The 13,357-nt window shown below is 46.2% G+C and carries 7 protein-coding genes and 1 pseudogene; 4 read left to right on the top strand and 4 right to left on the bottom strand.

Annotated features, from left to right (window positions below):
- Positions 1-515: 515 nt before the first annotated feature.
- Both AYJ58_RS06970 and AYJ58_RS06965 read left to right on the top strand, forming a co-directional pair.
- Positions 516-935: a curlin gene (locus AYJ58_RS06970; RefSeq protein WP_106649536.1), complete on the top strand. Its 420-nt coding sequence runs from the start codon at positions 516-518 to the stop codon at positions 933-935.
- A gap of 14 nt (positions 936-949) precedes the next feature.
- Positions 950-2,440, top strand: coding sequence for a curlin (locus AYJ58_RS06965; RefSeq protein ID WP_106649535.1), 1,491 nt, complete (start codon positions 950-952; stop codon positions 2,438-2,440).
- 172 nt (positions 2,441-2,612) lie between these two features.
- On the opposite strand, the gene AYJ58_RS06960 is transcribed toward AYJ58_RS06965, so the two are convergent.
- Both AYJ58_RS06960 and AYJ58_RS06955 read right to left on the bottom strand, forming a co-directional pair.
- A complete protein-coding gene (locus AYJ58_RS06960) occupies positions 2,613-3,278 on the bottom strand; it encodes a helix-turn-helix transcriptional regulator (protein WP_063883912.1) in 666 nt (221 codons plus the stop codon).
- 361 nt (positions 3,279-3,639) lie between these two features.
- Positions 3,640-4,248 carry a DUF2238 domain-containing protein gene (locus AYJ58_RS06955; protein ID WP_106649534.1) on the bottom strand — a complete coding sequence of 203 codons (609 nt, stop codon included), beginning with the start codon at positions 4,246-4,248 and terminating at the stop codon, positions 3,640-3,642.
- 154 nt (positions 4,249-4,402) lie between these two features.
- Between AYJ58_RS06955 and serA the strand changes: the two genes are divergently transcribed.
- Positions 4,403-5,632, top strand: coding sequence for a phosphoglycerate dehydrogenase (serA, locus tag AYJ58_RS06950; protein WP_106649533.1), 1,230 nt, complete (start codon positions 4,403-4,405; stop codon positions 5,630-5,632).
- Positions 5,633-5,785: 153 nt separating this feature from the next.
- Positions 5,786-6,748 carry a tRNA-modifying protein YgfZ gene (gene ygfZ, locus AYJ58_RS06945; protein ID WP_106649532.1) on the top strand — a complete coding sequence of 321 codons (963 nt, stop codon included), beginning with the start codon at positions 5,786-5,788 and terminating at the stop codon, positions 6,746-6,748.
- A gap of 115 nt (positions 6,749-6,863) precedes the next feature.
- Here ygfZ and AYJ58_RS06940 read toward each other — a convergent pair.
- A pseudogene (locus AYJ58_RS06940) lies at positions 6,864-7,879 on the bottom strand (response regulator).
- A 48-nt stretch (positions 7,880-7,927) separates the two neighbouring features.
- The gene (locus AYJ58_RS06935) at positions 7,928-13,276 is read right to left on the bottom strand and encodes a PAS domain S-box protein (protein ID WP_106649531.1); all 5,349 of its coding nucleotides are present in this window, start codon (positions 13,274-13,276) and stop codon (positions 7,928-7,930) included.
- Positions 13,277-13,357: the final 81 nt, after the last annotated feature.

Here is a 13,357-nt window from a genome sequence, read left to right as displayed (position 1 = left end):
GAATTCGACCACTATGGTCGAATTTTTCAACTCATTAAACCGCTCATTGACTCTTCATCACTCTTTAAGGACAGCCGTAGTTCAAACCATCTAGTTCGCCTTTTAACACGCTGTAATACCGCTGAATCACCCTTGAATTGATTCAATCCCACAACACTATTCCCACCATATTTCCTATAATTTTTTCCCCGATAAATATCACGTGATAATCGATGTATGACTTGAGATTGTTGCAGTATTGTTTAAAAGCCATGAGATAACTTAGCAACGAATACGACTTAACTACTAGGCCAACTAGACTACTCAGCCTAAAAAAACACTCTCTAAAAAACAGATAAAATCCACTGAATCAATTGGATAACGATACATCCATCATTTATCTACTGTGAATCCTTTGCGTAATAAATACCCTTTTGGCCAATTGCGACATATCAACGGGACTCGTATCTTCAGGGCTGAATTTGGAGTGTCTGTTGTTTTAGGCAACCCAAAATATTTGATGCAAGGAGTCACCCGTGCCAAATACCTCGATACGCTTTTTGGTACCGCTGCTCTTGCTCTGTAGTTGTATGACCTCAGCACAAGAGCTGAATGTCAATGAGTTACCTGTAACCCTTCAGGCATTACTGGAACGTTCCGGTCGCGATAATCTTATCGAGCTGGTGCAACAAGGCAATGCCAACCAAGGATTACTGTTCCAATCAGGCAACGATAACAAGGCCGATGTGACACAAGTCGGCAATGATAACGATGCGCTAATCACACAAATTGGTTCAAACAATGAAGTGCAACTACTGCAGGTCGGCAGTCAAAATACGGCTTCAGTGACACAAATTGGCAACGACAATCTAGTGCAACTGAACCAACTAGGAAGCGGTAACTTTTCGATTCAACAGATTGCAGACGGTGCTGCAATCTCAATAACTCAATATTAAACAGGGAGCGTCACATGAAATCACAAGCTAAAAAATCACTTATTGCTTTGGCCATTGCAACAGGTTTAAGCGGTCAAGTTTTTGCTGCCAGTACCGTGAGCGAAATTAGCGTAGTACAGTCAGGCCAAGCCCAAGACACGTTAGTCTCACAAACGGGTGCCCTTAACGCTGCTGCGGTTGTGCAAACCGGTACTGAGCAAACCGCAACAGTTATCCAAGACGGTGTGTGGCATGAGGCGGCTATTAATTCAACGGGCGATGAAAACAAAGTCCAAATAACGCAACAAGCTGATTGGCATGTGGCAAGTGCAAATGTTGTCGGTGACAACAACTTTGTAAATGTTTCGCAAGACGGTTTCTATAACCAAAGCAGTAATGATGTTACTGGCGACGATAATACAGTAGTCGTTAACCAATTAGGCGAAGTCAACGAAAGCCAAGTTGAAATCACTGGCACTGAAAACACCGTGTTTGTTGAGCAAGAAGGCGATGCTAACTTTGCAGTATTCCGCGTTGAAGGCAGCAACAACGATGGGAAAATCACCCAAATCGGTGACAACAACCAAGCAGGCTTAATCGCCCTCGACTTAACCGCTAACGTGGGGAATAACAACGACGTTTCTGTTAATCAAGCGGGTAACAATAACTTTGGCGCGGCTAAAGGTATTGCAGGCGACAACAACACAGTAGACATGGTCCAAAAAGGTGATAACCATGTTGGCTTCGTTTACGCTCTTGCTGGCAGCGACAACGATATTTCAATGGATCAAAAAGGTAACGGCAACACAGCTTATCTTGCTATGACTACGGGTGATGACAACACTGTCGATATTACCCAAAATGGCAGCGGCAACACAATCGGCGATACTTTAGTGGCTGATATCCAAGGTGATGATAATGATATTACTATCACTCAAAAAGGCGATGTCAACGGTGCAGAGTTCCAAGTATGGGGCGATAGCAACGACGTTGACTTGAAACAAAAAGGCGATGCTAACTTCGCAACCTTTGGCGCCTACGGCACAGATAACGACTTCGATTTATCTTCTAAAGGCAATAACAACGAAATCGTTGCCTTTGCTGATGGTCAAGATAACAGTATTGAAGTTAGCCAAGAAGGCGATACTAACTTTGCCTATGTCGATGCAGTAGGTAGCGATAACGAAGTGGATGTTGAGCAAGATGGCGCTCAAAACGAAGCCGTCATTTCCATTGCTGGCAACAATAATGCCGATGTCACTGCACTGCAAAATGGCGATCTTAACCTTATCGATTTAATTATCGAAGGTGATGAAAACACTGCACAAATTGCTCAATCAGGTAACGGTAACTGGATTGGTGGTGACGCAAGTAGTTCATTTGAAGTAAGCGGTGATAATAACAGCCTGTTGATCACTCAAACAGGTAACGATAACTTAGTACTAGGTTCTCAAGCTGGCAATAACAACAGCATCAGCGTTAATCAATCAGGTAATATGAACGTTGCTACTGTAGTGCAATACTAGTCAATCCTGTTAAAACCACCACAGCTACACTCTTTGGTGGTTTATCAAAAGGGTGTTGAACAAAAAGCGGGAATGTTTAAATAAACATTCCCGCTTTTCTATTCTGATTAACCAGTAATTATTAACATTAACCACTCAAAGCGAAAAGCTAACGATCAATATCTTTAACTGACTAACTGCACAGCTCAAAGTGAGTCTGATAGGTTTGTGCCCAACGCAACAACTCAACACGATTACGGGACTGGGTTTTACGGAAGATAGAGGAAATATGAGCCTTCACCGTATGTTCGCTGATGCACAATCTGTGGGCGATTTCTTTATTCCTCGCGCCACTCGACACAAATTGAATGATAGTGCGCTCACGGGAAGTTAGCATCTGCAGCATAGCCACAGTATCGGAGGGCATCTCATTGTTGCCATCGAGTTTTTGTACTACACGACGGAACATCTTACTCAGTAGTGTTCTGTCGTACCACAGCTCCTCTGCCACCATTTTACGTAAACCTGTTAACATCAAATCCATACGTTGATCGGCAAATAAAATGCCTCGAATGCCAAGTAACATAGCTGACTCTTGATCTAAAGAGTCTCGCTCGACTTGATACAGCGCCACGGGGAAGTGTGATACTAAGCGCGAAGCCAGTAAAGGGATCCCCTTGTTATCGAGTGCAGAGCCTTTTTGGGTGATCAGATAAAAACTTCGACGACTCTTATCTAAATCTAATTCCGCCGCATGCTTAACGATACGAGTTTTCAAGCCTATGGATTCAGCGAGTAACGCTAAATGACATGGCGCTGCCATTTGATGTAAAAAAACTAATTCATTAATTGTGCTCAATGACTCTCCTCCCTGAAAAGTATTTTCTATTAGCAAAATGGTATGTTTGACCAGCCTCTTTAGTTAGATTTTTAAACATTCCATTAACCTAGTTGATTTTGACTAGTTAAAGACTGAAAAACATCACCCAAATGTACTATTCCCTCTTTAATCCTAGTAAGTTCGACTAACTAACCACAGATAATTTGAATAACAGTAGAAAATACCATTGAACTTAATCAACTCACGAAACCTAGTACTTTCAAACTATGAAGATATCAGCCCAAAGTTGCAACATAAAGATAACATTAAAATGTGACAGCTAAATGCCATCACACTCACGCCAAATTTTTTATGGAAGGATGAACGCAACTCACTGCCACTAGCTCCTGAGTTTAAGTGCTGCTATTTGCTTATCTTGAAAACGAGACAATAAAACGAGTGCGACAATTGCGCCAATTAATGCCATCAACATATCTGATTGAGTATCCCATACATAGCCTTGGGTGCCCAAAAAGGCTTCGGCGCCTTCACCTGTTGCCACGGCAACCCACCATTCGATGAGTTCATAAAACGCCGAAAACGCGAGCACAAAACACGTGACTAAAAACGCACACCAAGCACCGGGTTTGACCGCTTGATTACGCAGCATAATTTCACGCGCTAACATGGCAGGGATAAAGCCTTGAGCAAAATGACCTAACTTGTCGTAATTATTACGTTCTGAGCCCATCCAATGGGCAATAGTGTCGAATAATGGCACTTCAGCATAGGTGTAATGTGCGCCGACAAACAACACACAGCAATGGGCTAACACTAAAACATACACCAGCGGCGTTAATGGGAAGCGTTTGCGGGTAAAAAATAGCAGTGGCACAGCCACTAATGCTGGAACCGCTTCGAGCCACCAAGTGAAAGAATCTGCGGGATTTATCACCGACCACACGAGCACTAAGAGGTAAATAGCACACCACGCGATTTTGTTATTCAATGTTTCTTCCTCTTATGCGATATTGTTCTTAATTTAGAATATTAACTTTAGCCATCTAGCCCTCCACACTGAGTAAAAAAAGTGCTATTTTGGTGGGTGAAGGTTGTCAGCATATCATAAGAAACATTTCTATTAATTAGAGGGTACCCATATCATGGCGAAACATTCGCTGGACAAGGATAAGATCAAGATCCTGCTGTTGGAAGGCGTCCACCAATCTGCGGTCGATGTACTTGAGCGTGCGGGATACACCAACATCGAATACCACAAAGCCTCATTAGGCGATGAAGCATTAATTGAATCCATCAAAGATGCACATTTCGTGGGACTTCGTTCACGTACCCAATTAACTGCCGAGGTGCTAAAACGCGCCGAGAAGTTGATCGCGGTCGGTTGCTTCTGTATCGGAACCAATCAAGTTGATCTTGCCACCGCCGAATCCCTTGGTATCCCAGTATTTAACGCGCCATTCTCCAATACTCGCAGTGTTGCCGAGCTCGTGATTGGCGAAATCATTATGCTGATGCGCGGTATCCCTGAGCGTAACGCCATCGCCCACCGTGGTGGCTGGATGAAAACCGCCGCTGGCAGCTACGAAGTGCGCGGAAAAACCTTAGGCGTAATCGGTTACGGTCATATCGGTACTCAGCTTGGCATTCTGGCTGAGACGCTGGGCATGCGCGTGGTGTTCTTCGATATCGAAGACAAACTGCCGTTAGGCAATGCACAGCAAATTCATTCAATGGAACAATTGCTGGCGCAATCTGACGTAGTGAGCTTACACGTACCTGAAACCCCACAAACCAAAGACATGATAGGCGCAGCTGAATTTGCGGCGATGAAAAAGGGCAGCATCTTTATCAACGCATCACGCGGCACTGTAGTCGATATCGAGGCCTTAACAGTCGCACTCAAAGAGCGCCACCTTGCGGGCGCGGCGATTGATGTGTTCCCAGTTGAGCCGCAATCGAATGACGATGAATTTATCAGCCCACTTCGAGGTCTTGATAACGTATTGCTGACACCGCATGTTGGTGGTAGTACTGCTGAAGCCCAAGAAAACATTGGTATCGAAGTCGCTGGCAAGCTCGCTAAATACTCAGACAATGGATCGACCGTATCTGCAGTTAACTTCCCTGAAGTTTCGCTGCCTATGCATAAAGGCACCTCACGCTTACTGCATATTCACCAAAACCGTCCAGGCGTGCTGATCAAGATCAACCAAGCCTTCTCGGAAAAAGGCATCAACATTGCCGCGCAATATCTGCAAACCACCGCAGAAATTGGTTATGTGGTCATGGAAGTTGACACCCACCAAGCCGAAGAAGCCTTAGTAGAGTTGAAGGCCATTGAAGGCACACTGCGTACCCGCGTGCTGTTTTAAGAGTTAAGCCGAATCGCATTAAGCGTTTCGGCTAAAGTACAAAGACTAAGGCGCACATATCATTCACAGATATGTGCGCCTTATGCTTTTGAGCCAACAGGAATTCCGTTACAATCTAGCCTCTCACATCGCCTTCATTTTCAGGATCTCGCTATGACTATTTCAGTTTCTACGCCCCATTGGGATCTGGACGCTTCTTTGCCTCCACTCATGCTTGCCAACTTATCTCATATGGGCCTTATTAAAGTGGTTGGAGAACAAGGCCGCAGTTTCATCCATGGCCAAGTGACCACTGACATCAGCTCATTAGCCGATAACCAATGGCGCTGGGGTGCACATTGCGATCCAAAAGGTAAAATGCTGGCCAGTTTCAGAACCTTTGCCATCCAAGATGCGCTCTTTATGCTGATGCCAAAGGATGCCATTGAAGTCGATTTACCCCAGTTACAAAAATATGCCGTGTTTAGCAAAGCCACCTTAAGCAATGCATCCGCTGAATGGACTCTGCTCGGGGTTGCCGGTGAACAAGCAAGCCAGTTCGTGAGCGAACATTTTGGCGACATTCATCAAGAATTCACGCCCATTGAACATGGCGCGATTTTAAAAGACGCTGACCGTTTCATTTTAATGTTAACCCCAGAAGCGGCTGCAGCTTTAGTGGCCAAATCAAAGTTGAGCGTATTTGATGCCAGTGCTTGGCAAGCGTTAGAAATTATCGCGGGTTACCCCAACCTTGCCGCCAGCCATGCCAGCCAATATGTACCGCAGATGTGCAATCTACAGGCAGTCAACGGTATCAGCTTCAACAAGGGCTGTTACATGGGGCAAGAAACCATAGCGCGGATGAAATATCGTGGCGGCAATAAACGCGCCCTGTATATTCTGCATGGTCATACTAATCTGCAAATCAGCCTAGAGTCAGGCCTTGAAATCGCGATGGAAGATGGCTTCCGCCGTGGCGGCCATATTATTGAGTTTGTACAGCGTGGCAACCAAGTGTTGTTAACTACGGTGCTTGCCAACGATACCAGCAACGATACTAAACTGCGTTTTGCCGACGATGAGCAATCAAGCTTAACGATTCAAGCCCTGCCCTACTCATTAGACGAAGCATAAGGCTTTGATTTAATAAAATGGTGTAGAGATTGAAACAGAATAAAGGCGCCAATGGCGCCTTTAGCTGATCTTGTACTCACCCCCTCAAACACCCGAGCACCCGAGCACCCGAGCATCAGTTTTCCAAATAAGTATCTCGAATAGCGATCGCCTCAGGCAGGATTTCTTTAAACATTTCCACCAGCTTAGGATCAAAATGTTTTCCCGCTTGATTGTCAAATAACTCCATCGTCGCTTCGATCGTCCAAGCCTGCTTATAAGGCCTTTGCGAAGTCAAGGCATCGAACACATCGGCAATCGCAGTGATCCGCCCTTCAAGGGGAATATCCTCTCCCACCAAGCCATTAGGGTAACCTGAACCATCCCACTTCTCATGGTGAGTTAAGGCGATACGACGGGCCATCTGCAATAACGGACGCTGTGTTCACCGATAATTTCGGCGCCGATAGCGGCATGTTGCTGCATGATGCGCCACTCCTCGGCATCAAGCTTACCCGGTTTTTTCAGCACTGCATCGGGTGTGCCGATTTTACCGATATCGTGCATCGGCGCCGCATTAAAAATTAAGTCGCAGAAAGTGCTAGGTAAACCAAGCTTTATCGCCAATATTCGGGCGTAGTGGCTCATGCGTACCACATGTAGACCTGTCTCGTTGTCCTTATATTCGGCGGCGCGGCCAAGACGGCGGATGATTTCGAAGCGGGTTTCTTCTAACTCGTGGGTACGTATTTTAACTTGTTGTTCGAGTAGGCGTTTTTGATCATAGAGCGCAAGATGGGTTTTAACTCGCGCCTTAACCACAGGCGCACTCACGGGCTTAGTGATGTAATCCACTGCGCCCAAAGCAAAACCTTGGGCTTCGTCGGAGGATTCAGATAAAGCAGTCACAAAAATGATTGGAATATGACTGGTCAGCGGATCTTGCTTTAGCAGCTTGCAGACCTCATAGCCATTCATTCCCGGCATCATCACATCAAGCAGAATTAAGTCGGGCCGCGACTTTGCTACTAAGGCTAACGCCCTTGGCCCGTCGATCGCCACTTTGACTTTATAGTCATCACCCAAAATACCGATCAAAATATCGATATTCTCCGGTGTGTCATCGACGACTAATATTGTTGCCTTTTCCATTAACAACTCCATTCCATGTCATGCGTTTGAATTCAGTGTGCTACTTTTTTATCCTAACTGAGCAATCACATCATCAATCAAGTCGATCGCCTCATCAAACTGGTACTGATTAATCATAGACAAGGCGGGGCTTAACGCTTGCCACATTGCACTACTCACCTGTGGCTTTAAGGCATCAATCTTTGCCACTGCGCTGGCATCGGCATCATCTAAATTCTGTCGCAAGGCCTGTAATGCCGCCCTTAAATCCTCTGTAGATAACAAGTCAACGTCTTGGGGTTCGGCTGGATTCACCGCTGCGGGTTTAGCGTATTCAATCGCATCGCAAATAGAAGCCACCAGCGGTTGAATTTGAACTAACTCAGCTTCAAAGGGCGCGCCCTCAGTTAAATGCAACTCAAGTAAACGCGCTAACTCCACCAATTTAGCTGAGCTTAAATTACCCGCTAAGCCTTTAAGGGTATGGGCAATACGCACTGCATCTTCGACTTGATTCGCTGCGATGGCTTTGCGAACTTGTTCCACCACATTACGCTGACTGCTCACAAAACGATCAAATATGCGTTGATAAAGCCGCGCCGAGTGTTGCACCAATTGCAAACCTCTATCAATATCCAGCTCAGGGTGCTCAGGCCACTTAAGCAATACGATTTGTTCGGCACTATTGCCCGCTCCGTATTTTGTATTAGATGGCATTGTTTGAGCTGAGGTAACTACTGCAACCGTTTCTGATGCAGGTGCGAGGTATTTCAATAGGGTTTGATAGAGAACATTCACTTCTATGGGTTTGGCGATATGGTCGTTCATGCCCGCCCTGATGCACATATCCCTATCGCCCGCCATCGCATTAGCCGTCATGGCGACAACGGGTAAATTTGCCAACTCGGGTCTTTTTCTTATCGCCTGAGTGGCTTGATAACCATCCATGACCGGCATTTGGCAGTCCATTAACACTAGATCGAAATACTGCTGCGACAGTTTATCTAAAGCGATTTGGCCATTGGTCGCTATGGATAAAATAATCCCCACTTGATCTAAAAACTCACTGGCGACTTCGAGATTCATCTCGTTATCTTCCACTAACAGGATACGCTTCCCTTGCAGTGGCAATAACAACTGTGGTGCCAGCTCTTCGGTACGGCGCCTTACTGGCAAAATGCCTTCGCGGCCAATCGCATTCATTATGCCGTCGAGTAAGCGTGAGGCACTGATGGGTTTACTGATGTATCCCGCTAATGCCAGTTGCTCAATTTGAGTGAGGAACTCATGATCCGCATGGGCAGATACCATTAAAATTTTGGGCTGAGACTGAGGTTGTGATTGAGGCTGCGACTGAGCCTGCAATTGGATTTGACGCGCGGTTTCCAGCCCATCCATGTTAGGCATTTTCCAATCGATTAACGCCACTTCATAGGCTTGCAGTAGGCAGCGGCTTATCGCTTCTTCACCCGAGCGCACTGTATCGACCCTAAAGCCCATACTTTCGAGTGTAGTGCGCATAATATCTCTGGCGGTCGCGTTATCATCGACCACCAGCACAGACATGCCCTCAAGCTCTTGTTCGAGGACTAATTTCTGACCATCGGAAATGTGCAACTTAACCGTGAAATAAAAAGTGCTGCCATGACCGAACTGACTTTCAACCCCTATTTTCCCGCCCATCAGTTCGACGAGCTGCTTACAAATAGCCAAACCTAAACCTGTGCCACCGTATTTACGGGTGGTTGAAGTATCCGCCTGGGTAAAAGATTTAAATAATTTTGCTTGCTGCTGCTCAGTTAAGCCTATGCCACTGTCACGCACACTAAAACGCAGCACGACATCATCATCTTGCTGCTCAACTAAACTGAGCGACAGCAAGACCTCACCGCGTTCGGTGAACTTAATGGCGTTATTCATCAGGTTAATCAACACTTGGCCTAATCGCAGCGAATCCCCTAACAGATAACGAGGCACGTTGGGCGCAACGGCGAACAATAATTCAATCTGTTTGTGGGCAGCTTTCTCAGAGAACATATCGCTGAGATCTTCCAACATAGTGTCGAGCTGAAAGGGTACTGAATCTATGTCTAACTTACCCGCCTCAATCTTTGAGAAATCCAGAATATCATTGATAATCGACAGCAAAGATTGCGATGCCCGCTCAATCTTCTCCACATAATTCTTCTGTTTTTTATCTAACTCGGTCTGTAAGCACAGCTGGGACATGCCAATAATGGCATTCATTGGGGTGCGGATTTCGTGGGACATATTCGCCAAGAAGTCGCCCTTGGCTTTACTGGCCGCATCGGCTTGCTCTTTGGCGAGTAGTAGTTCATCTGAGAGCAATTTAAGTTCTGTCATATCGACCATACTGATCACGGCCGATTCAAATTGCCCTTGGGCATCAAGCAATGCCGACACATTGACTGTCATCCACAAAGGTGCACCGGAAGGACGAATAAAACTGCGCTCGCCGCGATAATGATCAATTTTACCTTCGACCAACTCCTGAAATTGCGCCTTGGCTATGGATTGATCTTGCTCACTGAGAACCTCAAAAATAGCAGTATTACGTAAATGGTTACGTGACAGCGCCATATCGGCACAGAATTGATCATTACAATCTAAAATAACGCCTTTAATATCCACATTGACTATACCAATAGTTGCCCCATCGAACAGCGCCTTAAAGTGCGCCTCACTGAGGGCTAACTCTTGCTCTACGGTTTTGCGTTGGGTAATGTCCATCACATAGCCGTTCCACGTGATGCCACCCTCTTCACCCAAATGACCGCTCGCGCCAGCTTCCATCCAACGTATGCTGCCATTAGGGTGGCGATAACGAAACTCACGTATCCATTGCAACCTGTCTTCACTCTGACCCGATAATGCTCGCACAACATCTGGTCTTTCTTCGTCAAAAATCCGCTCGGCTATGATGTCAAAATTACTCATAAGATCATCACGATGTAGCCCAAGCATCTTCATTGCCGCACCAGAGAGGAAGGCAAATCTTCTGTCTGTTGGAGAATGCCATTGCAATTGATACACAGTACAAGGAATCGACTCAGTAATATTGGTCAGTTGCTGACGCGATGCTTCGAGTTCAACTAAGGCGAGTTTACTCTCGGTAATATCGTCGATACTGCCGTCAAACCAGAGTGGCATGCCCTCTTCGGTATAACTCGCCTTACCTTTCTCATGCACCCAACGGATGCTGCCATCGCGGTGGCGAATACGGTATTCCACCTCAAAGGTTTCCTGTTGTGCCAGCGCTCGGTCAATATGGCGATGGCATAGGGCAAGATCCTCCTCCAAAATCAAGGATGCGAATGTGCGTTGGCGATTCTCAATAAATTGATTTGCAGCGTAACCGGTAATCTCGGCGATATTGTCGCTGATATATTCCATGACCCACACATCCCCGATGCGAGTCCGATAAACGGCGCCGGGAATATTCGTCACTAGCCCACGAAAACGCTGTTCGCTATCACGGATCTTCTGCTCAACGGCCAGTTTTTGTGTCATATCGCGTATTGAAGCCGCCACTTGCCTCTGTCCATCAAAGGCGGTGGGAAGAATACTCAGTGCTATTTCTGCAATAAATTCATTACCATCGGCTTTTAACGCCCGCACATGACGGGCATTTGCCATGCTTCTATCGCGGCCTTCGCGCAGGAATGTTTGCCGCTCGAGCACATGCCCATTTCCTAACTCTTGCGGCAATAACGTCTCAACCAGCAACCCCAACATAGCGCCCGTTTCGTATCCAAAGAGCTGCTGGCAGCGACTGTTTGTAAAGACGATTTTCCCCTGCTCATCAACTATCAACATCGCCTCTGGCGCGGCTTCCAGTACCGCATTTGACCAGACCGCCGCTGAAAACTGCTCTGTGACATCGGTAAATAACATCTCCACCGACATTAGCTCACCTGTGTCAGACATTAATGGCTGCATAAACACATCGAGCCTTCTTAAATGCCCTTGTTCATCCAGCATTTCCACTTGATGCGAAGGCACATTTTGGCCTTTCAAAGCCAAATCAGTGTATTGCCAGTTTTGCTCATTGAGGGGATTGGCCGAAAATAGCCTTTGATATTTGCGCTTGAGCAGTTCAGGGGAAATCCCCAGCACCTTAGTCACGCCCTCGCTCACCTGCGCCAGCTGGCCGTCAGGATCGAGGGAGCAATAGAAAGACTTATCGCTCATACCATCAATCAGGCGAGCAAAGCGGTTGCCGCGGGAATCAAGAATGGCTTGCTCACGTTCTGCGAGTAATTGTGCCATTTGATTGAAGGTATTGCTCAGCGTCACTATCTCACTCACAGCACCTTGGGGAATAATGAGCTGCTGGGTTTTACCCTGTCCAAAGGACAAGATACCCGACTCGAGTTGCTCTAACGGCCGAGTTAGTCGCTTAGCGGCCAGATAGCAAGTCAACAATAATAAGAGGGTTAATAAACTTAAATTGAGTATTATGGATGCGATATCATCGAGCATTGCTGTGTACAAATCTTGCTCTGGTGCTAGCACTATAACGCGCCATTTTAGCTGTGGGACAGTCGCAATACTCGCGAGGTACACCCCATCCTTGTCGTCAACAAACCTAGCCTGACCATCAAGTCCTTTCGCTTCTAAGGCCCAAAAGTCAGCATTCCTATGTTTGTTTTTATCAAACAACTGTGTCGAAGTCGTGGCCAGTACTTTGTCTTTATCAACATGATAAATTAGCCGCCCTTGATCGTCTAAAACCACCAGTCGATTAGGCGCAATTCCTAATTGTTTTGGCAAGCCATCTAACGCTAAGTCAACCGTCGCGACGCCAAAATAATGCTCTGCCTCACCAAAAGGAGCCGAATAAGTCACCATCAGAATATTGCCCGCCCCCTCATCAAAGTAGGCCTTTGACCAGTAGCCCGCCGCTTGATTGATGGCATTGTTCCACCAATCCCAAGTGCCATCGGTATAATCGTAACCCTCTGCGCCAATATCGAGATAATGGAGATCGTCGCTACCACTGGTGTCGCGGTAAACATAGGGGGAAAAGAGTTTGCGATTGGGGAAGGTGTTGGGTTTAAACGCGACTGCGGAGCCAAAGAAATCAGGATTACGTTTGAGCCGATTCATCAAGACACTTTTCACGCTCTCAGTGTCATTCATATCTTCTTTGCTCGACAAAAAACCAATAAAATCAGCAAGGCCTTGGGTATTGGCTTGTGCGTGCTCAAGTAAAAATTGCAGACGCGAAGCCGAATGACTCGCCTCTTGCGTCAGGCTATGGTAAAGCCGCTTCTCCGAGGAGAGATAACTCAACCAAGCATTGACAGCATAAACGCTCGCCATGATTAAAATGAGAGGCAAGGCTATGTGGGATAATATTCTGCTGCGAAAAGTACGAAGTTTACTTTTGTCCATGGCGTTGCCTTAAAGTCCTCGATTTTATATGCACTATTTTTTAAATAGTGCATATAAAGTAAACCAAGAAACCAGTGACGA

The sequence above is a fragment of the Shewanella sp. Pdp11 genome (assembly GCF_002838165.1).
GTDB classification, from domain to species: domain Bacteria; phylum Pseudomonadota; class Gammaproteobacteria; order Enterobacterales; family Shewanellaceae; genus Shewanella; species Shewanella hafniensis.
This window is presented reverse-complemented; position numbering and strand designations above follow the sequence as displayed.

Excerpts from the sequence above, each read along its gene's own strand:
- serA (WP_106649533.1), top strand. The coding sequence starts at position 4,403 with ATGGCGAAACATTCGCTGGACAAGGATAAGATCAAGATCCTGCTGTTG.
- AYJ58_RS06965 (WP_106649535.1), top strand. The coding sequence starts at position 950 with ATGAAATCACAAGCTAAAAAATCACTTATTGCTTTGGCCATTGCAACA.
- AYJ58_RS06935 (WP_106649531.1), bottom strand. The coding sequence starts at position 13,276 with ATGGACAAAAGTAAACTTCGTACTTTTCGCAGCAGAATATTATCCCAC.
- ygfZ (WP_106649532.1), top strand. The coding sequence starts at position 5,786 with ATGACTATTTCAGTTTCTACGCCCCATTGGGATCTGGACGCTTCTTTG.